Source organism: Cellulosimicrobium cellulans (assembly GCF_024124905.1).
In the GTDB taxonomy this organism is placed as follows: Bacteria; Actinomycetota; Actinomycetes; order Actinomycetales; family Cellulomonadaceae; genus Cellulosimicrobium; species Cellulosimicrobium cellulans_G.
Map to the genome: position 1 here is coordinate 873,321 of NZ_JAMXST010000001.1, position 21,280 is coordinate 894,600.

The following is a 21,280-nucleotide window of genomic DNA, read 5'->3' on the forward strand; positions in this document are numbered from 1 at the left end:
CGAGAAACGCCGGCGCCGTTCAGCCGCAGCCCGCCGCGGCGAGGACGCCGTCGCGCACGACGAGCGCGAACGTCCCGCAGGCGTCCGTCCGCAGCACCGTCGCGCCGACGCCTCGGTAGAGGTCGAGGGCCCGGTCCGTCGGGTGACCGTAGGTGTTCTCGCCCGAGCTGACGAGCGCGACCGTCGGGGCGAGCAGACCGGCGAGCCGGTCGGACTGCGTCGCCGAGCCGTGGTGCGCGACCTTGACGACGTCGACGGGTCCGGAGCCGCGCTGCGCGAGGGTCCGCGCGAGGGCTGCCTGGCCGGCGTCCTCCAGGTCGCCGAGCGCGACGACGTCCATCCCCGCCACGCGCAGGAGGAGCGCCACGCTCGCGTCGTTCGCCCCGCCGTCGGACTCCGTCCGGGCTCCGCCCGACGAGGCGGCACCTGACCCGGCGGGCGACGGGCCGGGTCCCCGCGCGGCTCCCGAGCGTCCGCCGCCCACCCCGGCCTGGAGCACCTCCCACCGCACACCCGCGGCGGTGCCGTCACCGCCCTCGCTGCCGACGGCGCCCGCCGTCGCCACCTGGACCGGGACGCCCGCCTCGGCGAGCGCGGCGAGCGTCCTCTCGGCCTGCTCCGGGGGATCCGCCGTGGCGGTCACGAGCGCGCGCTCGACCGCGCGGCCGCGCAGGACGGCGTCGAGACCGCCCACGTGGTCGGCGTGGAAGTGGCTGAGGACGAGCAGGTCGACCCGGTCGACGCCGAGCCGGTCGAGGCAGCCGCCCGCCGCGGTTCCGGGTGGCCCCACGTCGACGACGACCGCGGACCGGGGCCCGGAGCGCAGCACGAGGGCGTCGCCCTGCCCGACGTCGCACGCGACCACGGCCCAGTCCGACGGCACCGGTCCGGCCGACACGGCGAGCGGTCGCACGAGCACGACGACGAGCACCGCCAGGACCGCCGCGGCGACCCCGCCGGCGACGACCTGACCCGGGCTCCGGCGAGGGCGCCGCGGCGCCGCACCCGGCCACGCGAGGCGTCCGCGCCCGCCCGACACCCGCCGTCGGGCGACGCGGACCGTCCGGGCGACGCGGTCGCGCAGGGGTGGCGACGACGCGCGTCGGAGGGCGCGCCGCTCCCCCGCCTCGTGCAGCGCGCGCGACCGGAGCACGACGGCGAGCAGCACGACCGTCCCGAGCGCCAGCAGGACCAGACCGCCGACGCCCCCGGGCCAGGGCAGCCGCGCACCGGGCAGACCCGCGAACGCCTCGGCGACGCCGGCGATCCACCCCGTGAAGATCCCGGCGGCCCACGCGAGCGCCGTCGCCGCGCCCGGCCACCACGGCGCGACGAGGGTCGCGAGCACTCCCAGGACGGTCGCGGGACCGAGCGCCGGGGCCGCGACCAGGTTGGCGGGGACGGACCAGGTGCTCACGCTCGGGTCGAGCAGCACGAGCACCGGGGCGCACGCGGCCTGGGCGGCGACGGGCACCGCGACCACGTGCGCGGCGGTCCGCCCGCACCACGGCGCCATCCGGCGCGCGAGCGGCGCCGCGAGGAGCGCGAGCCCGGCCGTCGCCGCGACGGAGAGCACGAACCCGTACGAGCGGGCGAGCCCGGGATCGAGGACGAGCAGGACGACGACGCCCGCCGCGAGCGCGGCGACGGCGCGCGACGGCCTGCCGAGCGCGATGCCGACCACCCCGACGGCACCCATCGCCGCCGCCCGCAGCACGCTGGGCTCCGGGTGGACCAGCACGACGAACCCGACCATGGCCGCACCCGTGACGACCACGCGCGCCCCGCGGGGCGCGCGGGCGAGAACGCACAGCGCGGCCACGCAGGTGACGACGATCGCGAAGTGGCCGCCGGAGACGGCCGTGACGTGCGTGAGCGACGTCGTCCGCATCGCCTCGTCCAGCGCGGGGTCGAGCCGCGAGGTGTCACCGACCGCCACGCCCGGGACGAGCCCCCGCGCCTGCGGGCTCAGCCCGTCGGTCGCATCGAGGAGCCCCCGGCGCATGGCGTGCACGCCGCGCAGGAACGCGCCCGGTGGCTCCACGACGCGCGGCGCCCCCTCCGTCCGCAGCAACGTCCGGTCGCCCTGGACCGCCAGCCGGCCCGTCACCACGACCGCCGCCCCGTAGGCGAGGTCGTCCCAGCCGTCGCCGGGCCCCGTCACGACGACGGTGCCGGCCGCCACGGTGGTCACGCCGCGCGCGGTGAGCTCGCGCAGGGAGACGCGCACCTCGTGACGGTCGGCGGCACCCGACCACGGGTTCGTCCGCGGCACGACGGCGGAGCGCACCACCGCGGTGACCGTCGCCGTCGCGCCCTCGCCGGCCACGTCGGCGAGCGCCTGCCGGTCGGCGAGCTGCGCCCCTGCGGACAGGAGCACCGCCGCGACGCACGCGACCACCAGTGCGCCCTGTGCCAGCACGCTCCCGGCCCGCCCCGACCGGGTGGGCCGGTCGGGGCGCGCCGGACGTCGTCGGTCTCCCGGCCCCGACGGCACGCGCGCGGCGCCCGGGGAGGTGGCGGTGCGCGGAGCCGTCGGCGTCCCGCGGCGGCCACGTCGTCCTCCGAGCAGCAGCACCCCGAGCACGACGCCCAGCAGCACGACGGCGACCGACGCACCGCGCAGGGCCGCCGCCGGCGTCGCGCCGGCCGCGAGGAACGCCGTCCCCCACGCCGCGAGCGCCGCCGGGACGAGCCGCAGGTCGCTCACACGCGGACGAGGTCGCGCACGTCCGCGAGGACGGCAGGCCCGATCCCGCTCACCTCGCCGAGCTCGTCGACCGTGGTGAACGGACCGTTCTCCTCCCGCCACACCACGATGCGCTCGGCGAGCACGGGCCCGATCCCGGGCAGCGCGTCGAGCGCCGCCGCGTCGGCCGTGTTGAGGTCGACCGTGCCGTCCGCGGCAGACCCTCCCGACGGTGGTGCCGACCCCGCGGCGGGCACCGCCTCGCCGGGGCGCGGGACGACGATCTGCTCGCCGTCGGTCACCGTCCGGGCGAGGTTCAGCGCGGCGAGGTCGGCCTCCGCGGTCGCCCCGCCCGCGGCGTCGAGCGCGTCGGCGACGCGCGCGTCGGCGGCGACGGTCACGAGGCCCGGCGCGACGACCTGGCCCACCACGTGCACGACCACCCCGCCCGACGGCACGCCCTCGGACGCGGCGCTCGCGTCCTCGTCGCCCGCCCCGGCCGGGGCCGCGCCGCCCGCCGTCCCGTCGGCGTCCGACGAGGTCCCGGCGGCCTCTGTCGAGGAGCCGCCCGTGGGCGCCGCGTCGAGGGGCGCGACCGGGGTGACGCCGCCGGCAGGGGACCGCAGCACGACGACCCCGGCCGCGAGGAGGAGCACGACGACCAGCGCCGCGACCGCGATCCGGGGCCGCAGCGCCCACCGGCGCCTGCCCTCGTCGCCGAGCCCCGCGAACCCCGCGTGGGACGTGGGGTGCCCGTACGCCGCGGTGTAGGCCGTGGACGCGGTCCGGGCAGCACGGGAGCGCAGCCGGTCGACCGCCTCGCCGTCCGGACCCGCGAGGCCGTCGGGCTCGTGGGGTCCGGGTGCTCCCGCCGGGTCGGTGCCTCGACCCTCGTCCACGTCGGGACGCGGCGGGAGCCAGCCAGGCCCCGCGTGCTCCGGCTCCCCCGCACGGCCACGCCCGCGGTGACCGCCCCGTTCGCGCATGAGCGGCTCGCTGCGGCGTGCGGGGAGCTCCGCGACGGGGGCGGGCGCCTCGCCGTCGCCCACGGGGTCGGGCTCCGCCGTGCGGAGACCGTCCGGCCACGGGTCGACGGCGGGCGCGGCGTCGCCGTCGTGCGGCGGTCCCAGCTGCGGGAGCGCCGCGGTCGCGGGGTGCCAGGCGAGCGCGGGCCGCTCGGCCCCGGTCACCGCGCGCAGGCGCTGGCGGACGACCGCACCCTCTCGGGCGGGGTCGCGACCGGGACGGGCGTGCTGACGCGGCTCGGGTCGTGGGGTGCTCACGCCGCGACCGTACGGAGCGTGGGTCGGGAGGATCCCGCTCGTCGAAGGCTCCTGGGGACGGGACGCTCCGTCGACGGCCCTGTGCACGGCCACGACCGGCCCGCTCTCGCCGCGGACGGAGGACCGACGGGTCTCGGCGCGCGTCGAACGGTCCGCGACGCCCGGGTCTCAGCGCGCGGTCGAACCGCCCTCGACGCCCGAGCCGCGGTCCGCGAGCTCGGCGACGACGACGGCCAGCACGCCCGGTCCCACGTGGGCGCCCAGCACGGCGCTGACGGGGGTGACCACGACGTCCAGGCCGGTGCGGGCGGTCAGCTCGGACGCGAGCCGCTGCGCGCCCGCCTCGTCCCCGACGTGGTGGACCGCGAGCGCGGGCAGCGCCCGGCGCGCCGCGGACTCGACGGCGACCGTCGTCAGCCGCTCGACCGCCGCGGCCCTGGTCCGGACCTTCTGCACGACCTCGATCCTGCCCTCCCGCACGGCCAGCAGCGGTCGCACGCCGAGCACCGTCCCCAACGCCGCGGACGCCGCGCTGAGGCGGCCCCCACGGCGGAGATGGTCGAGCGAGTCGACGAGGAAGACGGCGCGGCTCGCGTCGGCGACCTCGATGGCGCGCCGGGCGACCACGTCCGCGCTCTCCCCCGCTCCCGCGGCACGGGCGGCGGCCCGCGCCGCGAAGCCCAGCCCCATCGCGACGGTCCGGGAGTCCACGACCCGCACCGGGACCGGTGCGTCCGCCGCCGCGAGCGCGGCCGCGTGCACCGTGCCCGACAGTTCGCCCGAGAGATGGACGGAGACGATCTCGCGCGCGCCCGCGGCGACGGCGGCGGCGTACGCCTCGGCGAACGCCCGGGGCGTCGGCTGCGACGTCGTGACCCGGCGACCGGCCTGCAGGTGCGCGGCCACGTCCTCGGCGGTGAGCCCGACTCCCTCGAGCGAGGACTCGTCGTCGACGATCACGTGCAGCGGGACGGACCGGAGCCGCTCCTCGGGGACGGACGGGAGGGACGCCGTCGAGTCGGTGACGACGTGCACGTGGTGGTCGGTCATGGCCGCGCCACCTTACGGCCCGCGCGGGCCGTCGCGCATCCCGGCCCGGCTGCGCCCCCGCGGTGCCGCCCCTACGATCCGAGCATGGCCGACGACGCCGCACAGTCCCCGACCGAGCTCGCCGCCCTGCGCGCGGCCGCCGCGCAGGCCGCAGCCGAGGCCGCCGAGGCCAGAGCCGCCGCCGCGCAGGCGGCCCTCGAGGCCGCGGAGGCGGCCGCGCGGGCCGACACGGCCCCCGAGACCTCGGCTCCCGAGGGCGCCGACGCGTCGGCGACCGGTACGCCCCCGGGCACCGCCGGTCCAGCCGAGGCGAGCGGATCCCGCGAGGGGGGCACGTCGTCGGGCACCGAGCCGAGCGCGGAGGGTCGCGCGCCTGCCGAGGAGGCTGCGCCGTCGGGCACCGGGCCGCTCGAGGGCTACGCCGCCGAGGTCGCGACCGGCTACGCGTACCGGGGCGGCACGCTCGCGCTCGGCGCGCTGCTCGAAGGCGACCCGGGCGGCGACCCGACGCCGCGCGCCGACGTGCAGGTGGGGTTCGCCCTGAGCATGCTCAACCGGCACGGGCTCGTCGCGGGCGCGACCGGGACAGGCAAGACGAAGACGCTCCAGGGCATGGCGGAAGGGCTGTCGGCCGCTGGTGTGCCCGTGTTCCTCGCGGACGTCAAGGGCGACCTGTCCGGGCTCGCCGTGCCCGGCGAGCCGAACGAGAAGATCGTGGAGCGCTCGGCGTCGATCGGGCAGGACTGGAGCCCGACGACCTTTCCCGTCGAACTCTACTCGCTCGGCGGTCTGGGGACCGGCGTGCCGATCCGCACGACCGTCACGGACTTCGGACCGCTGCTGCTGTCCAAGGTCCTCGGGCTCAACGAGACGCAGGAGTCGAGCCTCGGGCTGATCTTCCACTGGGCCGACGCCCAGGGTCTCGCGCTGCTCGACCTCAAGGACCTCCAGTCGACGATCGCGTACCTCACGTCCGACGAGGGCAAGGCGGAGCTCAAGGGCATCGGCGGGGTGTCGAGCGCGACGGCGGGGGTCATCCTGCGCGAGATCGTCGCCCTGCAGGCGCAGGGCGCGGACGTGTTCTTCGGCGAGCCCGCGTTCGCGACGTCTGACCTGCTGCGCACCGCACCCGACGGCCGGGGCGTGATCTCCGCGCTCGAGCTGCCCGCGGTGCAGGACCGCCCCGCGCTGTTCTCGACGTTCCTCATGTGGCTGCTGGCCGACCTGTTCCAGGAGCTGCCCGAGGTCGGGGACGCGGAGAAGCCGAAGCTCGTCTTCTTCTTCGACGAGGCGCACCTGCTGTTCACGGGCGCGTCGAAGGAGTTCCTCCAGCAAGTGGTGCAGACCGTCCGGCTCGTGCGGTCGAAGGGCGTCGGCGTGTTCTTCGTGACGCAGAGCCCCAAGGACGTCCCCGCCGACGTGCTCGCGCAGCTCGGCAACCGCGTCCAGCACGCGCTGCGCGCCTTCACGCCCGACGACGCCGCCGCCCTCCGCGCGGCCGTGCGGACGTATCCGACCTCGCCGTACGACCTCGAACGGCTGCTGCAGTCGCTCGGCACGGGCGAGGCCGTCGTCACGGTCCTCACGGAGAAGGGCGCGCCGACCCCGGTCGCCTGGACGCGCGTGCGGGCACCGCAGTCGTCGATGGAGCCCGCGCCCACGACCGTGCTCGAGGGGATCGTGGCTGCGTCGCCGGCCTTCGCGCGCTACGGCACGGCGGTCGACAACGAGTCCGCGTTCGAGCTCCTGCAGGTGCGCGTGCAGGAGCAGGCGGCGGCGCGGGACGCGGCCGCGGCCGCCGAGGCCGAGGCGGCGGCCCAGGAGAAGGCGGCCAAGGACGCCGCCAAGGAGGCCGAGCGCGCGGCGAAGAAGGAGCAGGCGGAGCTGGAGAAGATGCGCGCGAAGCTCGAGCGCGACGCGGCGAAGAGCCGCTCAGGATCGGGCGGGTCGTCCCGGTCGCGGTCGTCGAGCCCGCTCGACTCGTTCCTCCGCTCCGCCGGCACCCAGCTCGGCCGCGAGCTCACCCGCACCATCTTCGGCACCCGCCGCCGCTGACCCCCACGTGCTGTGGGCATGAGATGGGCCCGGTTTTGGAGTCGAAACCGGGCCCATTTCATGCCCACAACCAGGTCGGGGACTCAGACGACGATGTTGACCAGCTTCGGGGCGCGGACGATGACCTTGCGGACCTCGGCGCCGTCGATCGCTCGCCCGACGTTCGGCTCTGCGAGCGCGGCGGCGGTGAGATCCTCCTCCGTGATCGACGGCGGCACCTCCAGGCGGGCGCGCACCTTGCCCTTGACCTGGACGACGCACGTCACGGTGTCCTCGACGAGGTAGCGCTCGTCGGCCGTCGGGAAGGGCTCGTGCGCGAGCGAGCGGTCGTGGCCCAGGCGCTCCCACAGCTCCTCCGCGATGTGCGGCGCGACGGGAGCGGTCATGAGCACGAGCGGCTCGACGGCCTCGCGCGGCACTCGGTCGAGCGACGTGAGGTGGTTGTTGAGCGTGATGAGCTTCGCGATCGCCGTGTTGGGGCGCATGTGCTCCATCTCGACGCGCACGTCGGCGATGGCGCGGTGCACGGCACGCAGGGTCGCGGCGTCGGCGGGCTCGTCGACGACCGTCAGCTCGCCGGTCTCCTCCGAGACGACGTTGCGCCACAGCCGCTGCAGGAACCGCTGCGACCCCACGACGGCGCGCGTCTCCCACGGGCGCGACAGGTCGAGCGGACCCATCGACATCTCGTAGACGCGGAACGTGTCGGCGCCGTACTCGGCGTACATCTCGTCGGGCGTGACGACGTTCTTGAGCGACTTGCCCATCTTGCCGTACTCGCGCTGCACGACCTCGCCGTTCCAGCGGTACACGACCTCGCCCGAGCCGTCGGACGCGGGCTCCTCCGTGACCTCGGCGGCCGGCACGTACTGGCCGCGCGCGTCGGTGAACGCGTACGCCTGGACGTAGCCCTGGTTGAAGAGCTTGTGGAACGGCTCGACGCTCGTCACGTGGCCCAGGTCGTAGAGGACCTTGTGCCAGAAGCGCGCGTAGAGCAGGTGCAGGACGGCGTGCTCGACGCCACCGACGTACAGGTCCACGCCCCCGGCGCGGCCCGCGCTCGGGTTGTGCTCCGGGCCCATCCAGTAGCGCTCGAGGCCGCCGTCGACCACGACGTCGTCCGCGCCGCCGTCCCACCGCGAGTCGAGGTAGCGCAGGTAGTACCAGCACGACCCCGCCCAGTTGGGCATGGTGTTGGTGTCGCGGCGGTACTGCTGAGGGCCGTCGCCGAGGTCGAGCGTGACGTTGACCCACTCGTCGTTGCGGCCGAGCGGCGCCTCGGGCGACGAGTCGGCGTCGTCCGGGTCGAACGTGCGGGGCGCGTAGTCCGGGACGTCCGGCAGGTCGACGGGCAGCAGCGCGTCGGGGATCGCGACGGGCTGGTCGTTCTCGTCCCAGACGATCGGGAACGGCTCGCCCCAGTAGCGCTGGCGGCTGAACAGCCAGTCGCGGAGGCGGTAGGTCGTGGTGCCCTCGCCGAGGCCCTTGGCGACGAGCCACTCCGTGATGCGTCGCTTGGCCTCCGCCACGTCGAGACCGTCGAGCGACACCTCGTCGTTCGACGAGCGGACGGCGACCCCGTCGCCCGTGTACGGGCCCGTGAAGTCCTCGGGGAGCCCGCCCTCGGGCTCGACCGTGCGCACGACCGGCAGCCCGAACGCCTCGGCGAACGCGAAGTCGCGCTCGTCGCCGCCCGGGACGGCCATGATCGCGCCGGTGCCGTAGCCCATGAGGACGTAGTCGGCGGTGAAGACCGGGATCGTCTGGCCGTTCACCGGGTTCACCGCGAGGTGCCCGGTGAACACGCCCGTCTTCTTGCCCGCGTCGGCCTGGCGCTCGACCGCCGTCTTCGCCGCGGCCTCGCGACGGTAGGCGGCGACGGCCTCGACCGGCGAGCGGTGCCCGCCGGTCCACGCGCTCGACGTGCCGTCGGGCCAGTGCGCCGGGACCTCGTCGAGCAGCGGGTGCTCGGGCGAGACGACCATGAACGTGGCGCCGAACAGCGTGTCCGGGCGGGTCGTGAAGACCTCGATCTCGGTGCCGGACTCCGCCGCGGCGTCGTTGGCGCCGTCGGGCGTGCCGAGCACGGCGAACCGCACGAGCGCGCCCTCGCTGCGCCCGATCCAGTTGCGCTGCATCGCCGTGACCTTCTCCGGCCAGTCGATGAGGTCGAGGTCGTCGGCGAGCCGGTCGGCGTACGCCGTGATGCGCATCTTCCACTGGCGCAGGCTGCGCTGGAAGACCGGGAAGTTGCCGCGCTCGGAGCGGCCGTCGGCCGTGACCTCCTCGTTCGCGAGGACCGTGCCCAGGCCGGGGGCCCAGTTCACGGGCGACTCGTCCACGTACGCGAGGCGCTGGGAGTCGACGACGGCGCGGCGCTGCTGGGGCGTGAGCGTCGCCCAGTCGGCCCCCTCCTCGACACCGTCGACGCCGGCCGGCACCGATCGCGCGCCCGACGCGAGCTCGGCCTCGAGCTCGGCGATGCGGCGCGCCCGGCCGCGACCGCCGTCGGGCCGCAGCGCTTCCGCGTCGTACCAGGAGTCGAAGATCTGCAGGAAGATCCACTGCGTCCAGCGCACGTAGTCGGGGTCGATCGTCGCGAACGTGCGGCGCGAGTCGTGCGCCAGGCCGAGGCGGCGCAGCTGGCGCCGCATGTTCGCGATGTTGGCCTCGGTCGTCACGCGCGGGTGCTGGCCCGTCTGCACCGCGTACTGCTCGGCGGGCAGGCCGAACGCGTCGTAGCCGAGCGCGTGCAGCACGTTCTCGCCGCGCATGCGCCGGAAGCGCCCGACGACGTCCGTCGCGATGTACCCGAGGGGGTGCCCCACGTGCAGGCCCGCGCCCGACGGGTACGGGAACATGTCCATGATGAAGTACGGGCTCGCGCCCTCGGGGCCCTGGCCGTCGCCGTCCGTGAGCTCGCCCGTGGGGTTGGCGGCCCAGAAGGTGCCGCGCTGCTCCCAGAGCTCCTGCCACTTGAGCTCGATCTGCTCCGCGAGCGCCGGCGTGTAGCGGTGGGCGGGGCCGCCCGCGGCGGGGGCGTCCGAGGCGTGCGGGATCGAGGCGGTGTCAGGCGTGGTCACCCGGCCGAGTTTACCGGCCGACGGGAGGCGCGACGGCGGCCGTCCGGCCCGTGCGAGGATGTGCGCCGTGATCATCGTGACGACCAACGAGGTGCCCGGCTACCGCATCGACGCGGTGCTCGGCGAGGTGATGGGCATGACCGTGCGCAGCGCGAACATCGGCGCGAACTTCGTCGCGTCGTTCCGCTCGATCGGCGGCGGCGAGGTGACGGAGTACACGAAGCTCGTCTACGAGTCCCGCCAGGAGGTCATGCACCGCATGGTCCAGGAGGCGCAGCGCCGCGGCGGGAACGCCGTCGTCGGCATGCGCTTCGACACGGGCGAGATCGCGGCGTCGTTCTCGGAGGTGTGCGCGTACGGCACCGCCGTCGTCGTCACGCCGATCCCGGCGGGCCAGCCCGGCGCGACGGCGCAGTCCGCCCACCAGGCCCAGGGTGCGCCGTCCGCTCCCCCGCAGCCGGGCGGTCACGGCTACCCGCAGGACGCCGCGCCGGACCAGCCGGCCTGGCGCTGACGCCAGCGGCGGTCCGCGCGGCCGGACCCTCGCGGGGCCGCGGCGCGCGTCAGAACAGCGTCATGATGATCGGGCCCTTGACCAGCAGGATCCACGCGACGAGCGCGACGTAGCCGATCGCCAGGAACAGGTGCCGGTTGCCCACGAGCGTGCGGCGCACGCCGTCGCCCGCAGGCAGGTACCCCTCCTGGACGGCGTGGACCACCTGGTACCAGAAGAGCGGCAGCATGGCGAACCACACGACCATGCAGTACGGGCACATCGCCGAGATCGCGTACATCGTCGTCCAGATGAGGAAGACGATCAGGCCCATGCCGAGGGTCGTCCCGCCGAGGAGCGCGAGCCAGTACCAGCGTGGGAGCCGCGCGCCCGCGAGCAGCACGACGCCCGTCGTGATGACGACGGGGAACGCCGCGATGCCCAGCAGCGGGTTCGGGAACCCGAGGAGCGAGCCCTGCCAGGAGTCCATCGCGTCGCCGCAGTCGAGCAACGCGTTGAGGCTGCACGACGGCACGTGGTTCGGGTCCGCGAGCTTGAGGAACTTCTCGACGGCCAGCGCCGCCGAGCCCGCCAGACCGATCGCGCCGGCCACGACGAGCAACCAGCCCATCGCGCGCGTGCTGATCGGGCGGGGACCGGACGACGGCAGCGGCTCGTCGTCGTGGTCGGCGGACACGCTCGCACCGGCGGTGGCGCTCTTGCTCACGGGGACGCTCCTCGTGGGTCACCGGCTCGCGCCGGACGTGACGGGGCGCACGGCGGTGCGCGCAGGGCACAACCTACCGCGCGCCGCTGGGTCCCGGCTGGGAGTCCGCCGAGGTAGAGGCGTGGTCGCCTTTCACGACGGCGTGTGGTTGCCCTGGGTGGTCGGGGTGGGTGGTGGTGCCGCGTCTACCATCCGCGCCGCTCGTTCCTCGCGTCGCTCCCGCCAGGCCCGACCACGACGCGGCACCACCACCCACCCCGACCCGGTGTCGACTCACCCGGTCGGTGCTCACGACGACCAGGGCTCTACCTCGGCAGACCAGGGCTCTACCTCGGCAGACCAGGGCTCTACCTCGGCGGACCAGGGGTCTACCTCGGCAGGCTGACCGGCTCGGTCACAGGCGAGCCGGCGTCGTCGGGCAGGGTGGCGCCGACGACGTCGGCGACGCCGGCGGGGCGGCGGCCGACGAGGAGGATGATCGCCAGGCCGGCGACAGTGAGCACGACGCCGGTCCAGGCCGGGGCGAGGTAGCCCCAGCCGGCGGCGATGACGAGGCCCCCGAGGAACGCGCCGTTGGCGTTGCCGACGTTGAGCGCGGAGTGGCACAGGGCCGCGCCGAGCGAGGGCGCGGCGGGCGACAGGTCCATGAGGCGCGTCTGCAGGGCGAGGCCGAGGACCTGGGAGGTGACGCCGAGCAGGAAGAGCGACAGCACGGCGGGGACGGGGTGGTGGCCCGTGAGGCCGAACAGCGCGAGCGTCACGCCCGTGGAGACGAACCCGAGGTAGACGGTGCGCATGACGGAGCGGTCGGCGAGCCGGCCGCCGAGGACGGTGCCGACGGTCATGCCGACGCCGAAGATCGCGAGCACCAGCGGCACCGCGGCGGACGACAGGCCCGTGACGCGCGTGATGGTCGGCTCGACGTAGGAGTAGACGGCGAACATGCCGCCGAACCCGACCGCGGCGCCGACGAATCCGAGCCACAGCGGCCCGTTGCGCAGCGCGCCGAGCTCGCGGCGCACGCTCGAGTCCTCGTTCCCCGCACCGGCCGGGACGAGCCACCACAGGGCGGCGAGCGTGACGAGGCCCAGCCCGCCGACCACGACGAACGCGGCGCGCCAGCCGAGCTGCTGCCCGGCGAAGGTCGAGAGCGGGACCCCGACGACGTTGGCGATGGTCAGCCCAGCCATCATGGTCGCGACGGCGCGCCCCCGGCGCCCGGGGCCCGCGACGGCCGCGCCGACCGCGGCTCCGACGCCGAAGAACGCTCCGTGCGGCAGCCCCGCGAGGAACCGGCCGGCGACGAGCGTCTCGATGCTCCCGGCGGTCGCGGAGAACAGGTTGCCGAGCGTGTAGAACGCCATGAGCGCGACGAGCAGCGTCTTGCGGGGCAGGCGCGCCGCGACGACGGTGAGCAGCGGCGCCCCGACGACCACGCCGACGGCGTAGGCGGTGATGGCGTGGCCCGCCGTGGGGATCGAGACGTCGAGGTCGGTCGCGATGTCGGAGAGCAGGCCCATCGTCGCGAACTCGGTCGTGCCGATGGTGAACCCACCCATCGCGAGCGCGAGGAGCGCGGGCCCGGCCCCGCGCAGGCGTCCGGCGCGCGTGGGAGGGACGTCCGCGGGAGGCGCGGGCGTGGCGGTGCTGTCGGTCATCGTGTCCTCGGGGCGTCGTGGCAGGGCGGCGGTGGAGACCTCGGACCGAAGCACCAGCGATCGAATCGATTCGAGGATCGTCGACGACGTCGGCGACGAGAACAGGGGCAGGCGGCCAGTCTAGGCGGGGACCGGCTCCGCGCGCACGACCCACACGTGGTCCGCGGCACGCAGGCCGAGCTGCGCGGGCGGCGTCGGGCGCGCGGCCGACGCGTCGTCGGGACGGACGCCCGCCCCGGCAGCGTCCGGCGGCGACCACACGACGGAGAGGATGCCCGCGTACTCGCGGCGTTCGCGCACCTCGACGCCGGTGTCCAGGCCGACGCCGATCTCCGCGAGGTAGCGCAGGACGTCCGGGTCGGCGTCGGAGATCCGCACGACGGTCCCCCGGTCCCCCACGACGAGGTCGGCGAGCGGGACGGCGGGCGGGCGGACGACGGTCCCGTCGGCGCCGGGGATCGGGTCGCCGTGGGGGTCGCGCGTGGGGCGCCCGAGGCGCGCGTCGATCCGCTCCATGAGCAGGTCGGAGACGGCGTGCTCGAGCACCTCGGCCTCGTCGTGCACCTCGTCCCAGCCGTAGCCGAGCTCGGACACGAGGTAGGTCTCGAGGAGGCGGTGGCGTCGCACCATGGCGAGCGCGAGGCTGCGCCCGCGCTCGGTGAGCGTGATCGCCCCGTAGGGCGCGTGCTCGAGGAGGCCCTGGGCGCTGAGCCGGCGCACCGTCTCCGACACGGTCGAGGCGCCGACACCGATGCGCTCGGCGAGGAGCTTGGTCGTCACCTTCTCGTCCGACCACTCCTGGGCGGCCCAGACGACCTTGAGGTAGTCCTGGGCGACGGGCGTCAGGTCGGTCGGGTGGTCCACACGACCACCCTAGGTCACGGGGCCCCGCGACCCCTCAGGGGCTCGCGGGCCGGACGAGCTGGAGCCGCACCTCGACCGTGCCCTCGTCCCGCACCTGGACGGGGGCCACGGGCGGCACCGCGATGCCGAAGTCGGAGAAGCGCACGCCGATCGCCCCGGTCGCGAGCACCCCGTCGCCCGACCGCTGCGCCTCGAGCGCCACCGTCACGGCCTCGGTCTCGTCGCGGATCGTCAGCGCGCCCGACGCCTCGAGGCGCACCGGCGTCGTCGTGGACCCGAGCTCGCTCACGTCGAGCGGCGAGGTGAGCGAGAAGAGCGTGGTCGGGTAGAGGTCGGTCTCGAGCGCCTGCTGGAGCTGGCGGTCCGCCACGGAGGACCCGGTCCGGAGCGTCGTCGTCTCGACCGTCACGGTCGCGGTCTCCAGCGACCCCGACCGCACGCGGAACGTCCCGGTGACGTCCGGGGTGACGCCCAGGAGCACGGCCTCGTCCGCCGGGACGTCCAGGACGTCGGCGCGGAAGCCCGCCTCGGACCCCGGCCCGACGACCCACTCGCCGTCGACGTCGAACGGCCCCGGCTCGGCGGGCGCCGCGGACGCCGTCTCCTCCCCCGGAGACTGCAGGCCCAGCGGCGGCGGGGTGCGGCCCTCGCGCACCTCCGAGTACACGAACGGCGCGAGGAGCACCACGACGAGCGCGAGGACCACCGACACGACGATCCAGCGCGTGGACCTGCTCATACGCCACATCCTGCCGTGTCCGGCAGCGCGGGGCGAGGACCGACGCGCGCCGTCTCAGCCCTCGGTGGCGGGCGCGTCGTCGGTCGGCTCGCCCGCGGGGACGTCCCCGCCCTCGACACCCTCCTCGCCGCCGTCGTCACCCGCCGGCTCCTCGACCACCGGCACGCCCGACGGCGTCGGCCAGGCGATGCGCGGCCAGACCGTCGCGGACTCGTCGGTCCCGATCTGCACGAGCTGCCAGTCGACGATGCGGCGCCGCTCAGGGTCGAAGCGCAGCACCGTCATCTCGGCCGTGCCCTTGAGCGGGCCGATGCGGAGCTGGTCCTTGACCGCCCCCGCGGTGCTGCCGCTCACGTACCGGACGCCGCCGCCCGTCCGCTCCGGACCGGACCGGGTGTGCATGTGACCGGAGATCTGGTTCGGGACGCAGCCGGAGTCGAGCGCCTCGTTCCCCATGCGGGGCGTGTGGATGAGGAGGAGGTCGATGCCGTCGCCCTCCTCCTGCTCCGTGCACGCGACCTCGGTGAGACGCGCCGCGTACTCCTCGGGCGTCTCCTCGCGCGGCGGCTGGCTGCCGAGGCCGAGGCGCGTCTCGAGCGGGTCGCGGTCGCCGAGGATGCGGATCCCCCCGACCTCGACGACCTTCCCGTCCAGCACGGTCTGGCCGTTGGCACGCTCCTGCGCCGACGTCTCGACGCTGTCGTGGTTGCCGTCGGCGACGACCATGGTCGCGCCCTTCGGCACCGCCGACGCGAACGAGTCGACGCAGAACGACTCGACCGCCGTGCCGTTCATCGTCGTGTCGCCGGCGTTGAGCACGATCGTCGCGCCCGAGCGCTCGGCGGCGGTCCGGACGAGCGGCGTCATGCCCGTGTTGCAGTGGAGGTCGCTCACGACCAGGAGCGTCACGAGGTCCTCCTCGGCCGCCGGCTGCGGAGCCGGCTCGTCGGTCGCCTCGGCGTCGGCCGACCCCTCGGCGCCGGAGACCTCGCCGCCCGCGCCCTCGTCGCCGGCGCCCGACGGCGGGGTGGCGGACGCCCCGTCGTCGTCCCCCGTGGCGCGGGTCCCCTCGGGCGACGTCGCCTCGTCGGGGGACGACTCGTCGTCGGACGTCGCCGTGGCCGCGGGGCGCGGGGCGGTGAGGCGCTGGATGCGGTCGCGCCGGTCCCACGCCGCGACGAGGTTGGCGTCGGCGCGCGCGTAGAAGGCCTCGTTCTCGCGGTACAGGTCGATGAGCATCGCGCCGTACGTGTCGACGACGCCCGCGAGCCGGCCGGTGATGCGCGCGCCCTCGAGCGGGGTCCCGTCGAACACGGCGGACGCGCGGTGGGACGGGCCGGTCGTCGTGCCCGGGTCGCTCGCGACGAGCGACGCCGCGACGAGGGACACGAGGACGACCCCTGCCGTGATCTCGTAGGTCCGCGGCGCGACGCGCTCGGTGAGCTCGCGGCGGCGCGGCGGGCCGAGCAGCAGGTAGAGCCCCGCACCGACGGCCGCGACGACGAGGATCGCGAAGCCCGTCCGGCGCAGCGCGTCGACGACGAGGGCCCGCGCGACGGAGCCGATCGTCTCCTGCGGGCCGCCGAAGAAGCGGAGGTAGTCCTCGAGGTCCTGCGACAGACCCTCGAGCGTGTCGGCCTGCCCGACCGCGGTGAGGTCGGCAGGGATCTCCTCGACCGTGACGTCGGCGCCCAGGCCGAGCGGCAGCGGCGAGTCGATCTGGATGGTCCCGAGCGGGCCGAGGTCGACGGTGACGAGGCCGTTCGTCGTGACCTCGTACAGCGCCTCGTGCGGCCCGAGGCTGCGCTCGGCCGTCGCGGTCGTGACCCCCCACACGACGCACGGCACGAGCGCGAGCAGGACGGCGAGGGTCCAGCGGACCCAGCGGGGCGGGGTGCGGTGCGGACGGCTCATCACCGCCCAGCCTCCCGGATCGGGGCTCCCGCCGCCAACCGCGGGCGCCGCGCGCCCCGCCGCGGGGGCGCGGCGGGACGCGCGGGGCGGCGCGTCGTCAGGACTTCGCGCCGCGCAGCGTGACGAGCGCCACGCCCGCGGCGACGAGCATGAGCACCACGCCGATGAGCGACGTCGTGCCCACGCCGCTGCCGAACGCGGCGTGCGCGGAGTCGAGCAGCGCCTGCGCCTGCCCCGCGGGCAGGGTGGACGCGACCTGGGTCGCACCGCCGAGCGTCTCGGCCGCGGCGACGGCGTCGGCGGCGGGAACGCCCGCCGGGACGACGACGTTCGCGTGGTACGACGCCGTGAGGATGCTCCCGAGCACGGCGGTGCCGAGCACGGCACCGACCTCGTACGCGGTCTCGGAGATCGCGGACGCCGCGCCCGCCTTGGCGGCGGGGACCGACGACACGATGAGGTCGTTGGACACGGTCTCCGCGGCGCCGACGCCGAGCGACAGCACGACGAACGCGACCACGAGCAGCGCGAGCGTGCTCTGCCCCGCGCCCGCGGCGACGATCGCGTACCCCGTCGCGGAGAAGAGCAGCGCGACGGCGACGACGTGCGCGGGGCGCACGCGGCGCACGACCCGCACGACGCCCAGGCCCGCCACGATCATGACGAGCAGGCCGGGCAGGAGCGCGACGCCCGCCTGCATGGGGGCGAGCCCGAGCACGAGCTGCACGTCCTGCGAGACGAAGAACAGGAACCCGACGAGCGAGAACACGGACAGCAGGTTGACGAGCACGGCGCCGCTGAACGCGCCGTGGGTGAAGAGCCGCACGTCGATCATCGGGTCGGGCCGGCGGAGCTGACGTCGCACGAACAGCGCCCCGGCGACCAGCCCGACGACGACGCTCCCCCCCGCGAGGGTGCTCACCCCGGACTTGGCGAGCATCTTGATGCCGTAGACGACGGGCGTCATGGTCGCCATGACGAGCACGATCGACAGCACGTCGACGCGCCCCGGTGCGGGGTCGCGCGACTCGGGCACGAAGAACGGCGCGAGCGCGAGCAGCAGCACGAGCACGGGGACGGCGAGGAGGAACACCGAGCCCCACCAGAAGTGCTCGAGCAGGAACCCGCCGACGATGGGCCCGAGGGCCGACCCGGCGGCGAACCCCGCCGCCCAGATCGCGATGGCGAGCCGACGCTCCTCGCGGTCGACGAAGACGTTGCGCAGGAGCGAGAGCGTCGACGGCATGAGCATCGCGCCGAAGAAGCCGAGCGCGGCGCGGGACGCGACGAGCGCGCCGGCCGTCGGCGCGTAGGCGGCGACGACCGACACGGCCGCGAACCCCACGGCCCCGACGAGGAGCAGCCGGCGGCGGCCGACGCGGTCGGCGAAGGAGCCCATCGGCACGAGCAGGCCGGCGAGCACGAGCGGGTAGATGTCGATGATCCACAGGAGCTGGGTCCCGCTGGGGCGCAGCGACTCGGAGATCTGCGGCAGCGCGAAGCTCAGCACGGTGTTGTCGATCGACACGAGCAGCACCGGGAGCATCAGCACGGCGAGCGCGAACCAGCGGCCGGCGGCGCCGCGCGCGGGCCCGCGCGTCGCGGACGCGTGCTGGGCGGCCGGGGCGGCCGTCGGGGTCGTCGGGGTCGTCGTCACGGAGGTCGTCACGGCGAGAGGTCCTTCCACGTTCTGCGGGCGGTCGGGGCAGCGCGGTGGCGCCGAACTTCCAAACCGTCCAGACGGTACAGTAACGATCTCGACGCTCGCCGTCATCCCGAGGACGGTGTGACGCTGCGCACCGCCGCCGTCCGAGCGAGCGCCGCTCCGTCCGGACGGCCGGTGCGCCGCGCCCTCCCACTACCCTCGGAACCATGCCGCCGCCCCCCGCCGCCCGCGCCAAGGTCCTGCGCGCGTTCGCGTCCCTCCTCGTCGAGCAGGGTGAGCGCGCCGCCACGCTCGACGCCGTCGCCGAGCGCGCCGGGGTGTCCAAGGGCGGGCTGCTCTACCACTTCGGCTCCAAGGACGCGCTCGCCGACGGTCTCACCGAGCACCTGCGCGAGCTCACCGCCGCCGACGTCGCGGCGATGCGCGCGGCGCCCGCCGGGGCCGTGGACTACCTCATCCGCACGTCGACGCTCGTCGACACCGAGTTCGAGCTCGTCTACCTCGCCGTCTCGCGCCTGGCGCAGGGGTCGTTCCCGCGCGCCCGCGCCGCGCTCGACGGCGCGCACGACGCCTGGACCCGTGCCGTCCTCGACGAGGTCGGCGACCCCGTCGTCGCGCGCGCGATCGTCCTGCTCAGCGACGGGCTCTACGCGCACGCCGCGCTGAGCAGCGACGTGCTCGGTCGTGTCACGGGCGGCACGGCCGCGACCGACGACGGCGACGGCGTCCCCGAGGAGGACCTCGCCTTCCGCGGGCCCCGGCCCGGCGACGACGTCGACGACCTCCTGCGGCTCATCGACGAGCTCGTCGCGCTGCGCCGCGCGTCGACCGCCTGAGCCGGGACCGTCCCGCGACGCCGGAGGCCCGGTGGCACGCCTGTCGACGTGCCACCGGGCCTCCGGATCCCGGGGGTGCTGCCTGCCGCTACCCGCCGAACGAGAACGCCACGGAACGCTCCCGCGTGACCTGCTCACCGTCGACGTCGGCGGCGAACGAGACGTCCACCTGGCCCTCGACCGGCTCCGTCGTGCGCACGGCGAACGCCTGGTAGGCGCTCGCTCCCGCCTCGACGCGCGGGAAGTGCTTGCGCCCGAACGGCGTCACGACGCTCACGTCCGCGGTGCTGTCGCCCTCGTTGAGCACGCGCACGCTGAGGTAGAGCTTGCCCGCGAGCCAGCGGGGGCTCACGTCGACGGAGAAGTGCGGCCCGGGGTCGTCGGCGCACGGGTCGGCCGTCGGCGCGTCCTCCCAGACGGCCCCGTAGGACCGTGAGTACGACCACCCGTCGACCCACGCCGACGCGCCGAGCACCAGATCGATGTCGTCGAGCCTCCACGTCTCGTCGTAGGCCGGCGAGACCGTACCGTCGCCGTGCGTGACGAATCCCGGCCAGGGCTCACGAGTGACCCACGGGTGGCCGAAGCCGGCGTCTCCGTACACGACGTCGTACCCGGTGTTCGGCCCCTCCCACGAGATGAGGAACGAGCTCTCGTCCACTCCCGCCGGGGGGTCGACGGCGATGTCGACGAACGGCTCGCCGGCCTCGCACACCGCCGTCACCGAGACGACGTCGAGCGCGCACCGCGGCCGCACGAGGGAGTACCACTCGAGGAGCAGCCGCCCGTCCCCGAGCGCTCGCCACTCACCCGTCGTGCCGGCGCCGCCGGGGAACTCGTACCCGGCCGCCGCCGTCGCGACGATGCCGTCGTCGCCACGCGCGTACGACACCTGCGCGGTGTCGGGCGGGAGGTGCACGTCCTGCGGCGTCGCCGCGCAGTCCGTCAGGGCTGGGGGCGTCTCGGGCACGACGATCTCGCCGCCCGACCCGCAGGACGAGACGCCCGACTCGCTGCGGTCGAAGGCGTCGTCCTCCGCGTCGACGACGACCTGCCACGTCTGGCCCGACCACTGGTCGAGCCGGGTGCCGAACCAGTAGGAGCCGTACTCGTCGACGCGGCCCTCGGAGACGACCTCGGCGTCCACCACGACGGTGACCGCCGAGCCGGCCGGGAAGCCGCCGAGCGAGACGTTGAGGTTCCCGCAGTACGCGTCGGCGGAGAACCAGTCGCTGGGCGGCTCTCCGCACGGCGTCGTCGTACCGCTGTCCGAGAAGTCCTCGTCGACCTCACCGGGTGCGTCGACGACGACGCTCCAGTCGTGCGCGACCGAGCCGTCGACGTCGTACCAGAGCGTGTGGTAGCCGTCGAAGACGACGTCGTCGACGGTCTCACCGTCGACGGTCGCGACGAACGCCGTACCGTCCGGGTATCCGTCGAGCGTGACGTAGAGGGACGAGCAGCCGGCTTGGACGTCCGGGACGGCGGCGGCTGCGGGGGTTGCCGTGGCGACGGAGATGCCGCCGAGGGCCAGCACCGTCCCCACGGTGCTGGCAAGGAGCTTCTTCACTCGGTGTCGTGGTCCTTCACGAGAGGACGGCGCGCGCCGTCGGCGGAGATGTCGAGCGCATTCAACCAGACCTGGGCACGACCTGGACATCCCCGACGAACCCCCTGTGCGCCGAGACCGGGGGCGGACGGAGGATCAGCCGTGTACGCCGCCCGCAGCGGGCCCAGGTCGAGCTTGGCCTGCGTCATCATCACGTCGACGACGCGCTGGACGCGGGCGGGGTCCGGGTCCTGCAGCATCGCGAGGAACTCGACGGGGACCACCTGCCACGACAGCCCGAAGCGGTCCTTGAGCCAGCCGCACTGCGACTCCTGACCTCCGTCGGTGAGCGCCGCCCAGTACGCGTCGACCTCCTCCTGCGACTCGCACTCGACGACGAACGACACCGCCTCGGTGAACGGGAACTGCGGGCCGCCGTTGATGGCGGCGAACCGGTGCCCGGCGAGCTCGAAGTCGGCCGACACCGCCGTGCCGTCGGGCTGGCGGAACACGTCGCCGACCGTCGCGTCGGGGAACACGCTCGCGTAGAAGGTGATGGCCTCCTCGAGGTTGCCGTCGAACCACAGGCTCGGCACGATCGCGCGCATCGTCGTCTCGCTTCGTCGGTCTCGCGGGTGGCCGGACGACCACCCACCGGTTCCGACGCGTCCCAG

Annotated in this window: 15 protein-coding genes; 3 read left to right on the forward strand and 12 right to left on the reverse strand. The window is 75.2% G+C overall.

Annotated features, from left to right (window positions below):
* Positions 1-19: 19 nt before the first annotated feature.
* From NHH00_RS03990 to NHH00_RS04000, 3 genes are all read right to left on the reverse strand, one after another.
* Positions 20-2,710: a ComEC/Rec2 family competence protein gene (locus NHH00_RS03990; protein ID WP_253050347.1), complete on the reverse strand. Its 2,691-nt coding sequence runs from the start codon at positions 2,708-2,710 to the stop codon at positions 20-22.
* Entirely contained in the window at positions 2,707-3,972 is a 1,266-nt protein-coding gene (locus NHH00_RS03995; RefSeq protein ID WP_253050349.1) for a ComEA family DNA-binding protein, read from the reverse strand. The genes NHH00_RS03990 and NHH00_RS03995 overlap by 4 nt, the downstream gene beginning before the upstream one ends.
* A 168-nt stretch (positions 3,973-4,140) precedes the next feature.
* On the reverse strand, positions 4,141-5,022 hold the full coding sequence (locus NHH00_RS04000; protein ID WP_253050351.1) for a DegV family protein: 882 nt from the start codon (positions 5,020-5,022) through the stop codon (positions 4,141-4,143).
* An 84-nt stretch (positions 5,023-5,106) separates the two neighbouring features.
* Here NHH00_RS04000 and NHH00_RS04005 point away from each other — a divergent pair, with 84 nt between their 5' ends.
* Complete coding sequence (locus tag NHH00_RS04005) at positions 5,107-7,077, forward strand: helicase HerA-like domain-containing protein (protein WP_253050353.1); 1,971 nt, start codon at positions 5,107-5,109, stop codon at positions 7,075-7,077.
* Positions 7,078-7,160: 83 nt separating this feature from the next.
* Here NHH00_RS04005 and leuS read toward each other — a convergent pair whose 3' ends face one another.
* Positions 7,161-10,160 carry a leucine--tRNA ligase gene (gene leuS, locus NHH00_RS04010; protein ID WP_374614107.1) on the reverse strand — a complete coding sequence of 1,000 codons (3,000 nt, stop codon included), beginning with the start codon at positions 10,158-10,160 and terminating at the stop codon, positions 7,161-7,163.
* A gap of 67 nt (positions 10,161-10,227) precedes the next feature.
* On the opposite strand from leuS, the gene NHH00_RS04015 reads away from it, so the two are divergent.
* Positions 10,228-10,674 (forward strand): YbjQ family protein, encoded by a 447-nt coding sequence (locus NHH00_RS04015; protein ID WP_253050354.1) that lies wholly within the window; start codon positions 10,228-10,230, stop codon positions 10,672-10,674.
* 49 nt (positions 10,675-10,723) lie between these two features.
* Here NHH00_RS04015 and NHH00_RS04020 read toward each other — a convergent pair whose 3' ends face one another.
* The 6 genes from NHH00_RS04020 to NHH00_RS04045 all read right to left on the reverse strand — a co-directional run bounded on the left by NHH00_RS04020 (position 10,724) and on the right by NHH00_RS04045 (position 18,224).
* Positions 10,724-11,380: a vitamin K epoxide reductase family protein gene (locus tag NHH00_RS04020; RefSeq protein WP_253050355.1), complete on the reverse strand. Its 657-nt coding sequence runs from the start codon at positions 11,378-11,380 to the stop codon at positions 10,724-10,726.
* Between the two features lie 368 nt (positions 11,381-11,748).
* A complete protein-coding gene (locus NHH00_RS04025; protein WP_253050357.1) occupies positions 11,749-13,038 on the reverse strand; it encodes an MFS transporter in 1,290 nt (429 codons plus the stop codon).
* A 120-nt stretch (positions 13,039-13,158) separates the two neighbouring features.
* The gene (locus NHH00_RS04030; RefSeq protein ID WP_253050358.1) at positions 13,159-13,902 is read right to left on the reverse strand and encodes a metal-dependent transcriptional regulator; all 744 of its coding nucleotides are present in this window, start codon (positions 13,900-13,902) and stop codon (positions 13,159-13,161) included.
* A 34-nt stretch (positions 13,903-13,936) separates the two neighbouring features.
* The gene (locus NHH00_RS04035; RefSeq protein WP_253050360.1) at positions 13,937-14,641 is read right to left on the reverse strand and encodes a YceI family protein; all 705 of its coding nucleotides are present in this window, start codon (positions 14,639-14,641) and stop codon (positions 13,937-13,939) included.
* Positions 14,642-14,695: 54 nt separating this feature from the next.
* On the reverse strand, positions 14,696-16,555 hold the full coding sequence (locus NHH00_RS04040) for a metallophosphoesterase family protein (RefSeq protein WP_253050362.1): 1,860 nt from the start codon (positions 16,553-16,555) through the stop codon (positions 14,696-14,698).
* A gap of 97 nt (positions 16,556-16,652) precedes the next feature.
* Positions 16,653-18,224 (reverse strand): MFS transporter, encoded by a 1,572-nt coding sequence (locus tag NHH00_RS04045; protein WP_253050364.1) that lies wholly within the window; start codon positions 18,222-18,224, stop codon positions 16,653-16,655.
* A 203-nt stretch (positions 18,225-18,427) separates the two neighbouring features.
* On the opposite strand from NHH00_RS04045, the gene NHH00_RS04050 reads away from it, so the two are divergent.
* Positions 18,428-19,057, forward strand: a complete 630-nt coding sequence (locus NHH00_RS04050) for a TetR/AcrR family transcriptional regulator (RefSeq protein WP_253050366.1) — start codon at positions 18,428-18,430, stop codon at positions 19,055-19,057.
* A gap of 88 nt (positions 19,058-19,145) precedes the next feature.
* Here the strand turns inward: NHH00_RS04050 and NHH00_RS04055 are convergent, their stop codons facing one another.
* The gene (locus tag NHH00_RS04055) at positions 19,146-20,627 is read right to left on the reverse strand and encodes a hypothetical protein (RefSeq protein WP_253050368.1); all 1,482 of its coding nucleotides are present in this window, start codon (positions 20,625-20,627) and stop codon (positions 19,146-19,148) included.
* A complete protein-coding gene (locus NHH00_RS04060) occupies positions 20,624-21,214 on the reverse strand; it encodes a VOC family protein (RefSeq protein ID WP_253050369.1) in 591 nt (196 codons plus the stop codon). The genes NHH00_RS04055 and NHH00_RS04060 overlap by 4 nt, the downstream gene beginning before the upstream one ends.
* Between the last annotated feature and the right edge of the window lie 66 nt (positions 21,215-21,280).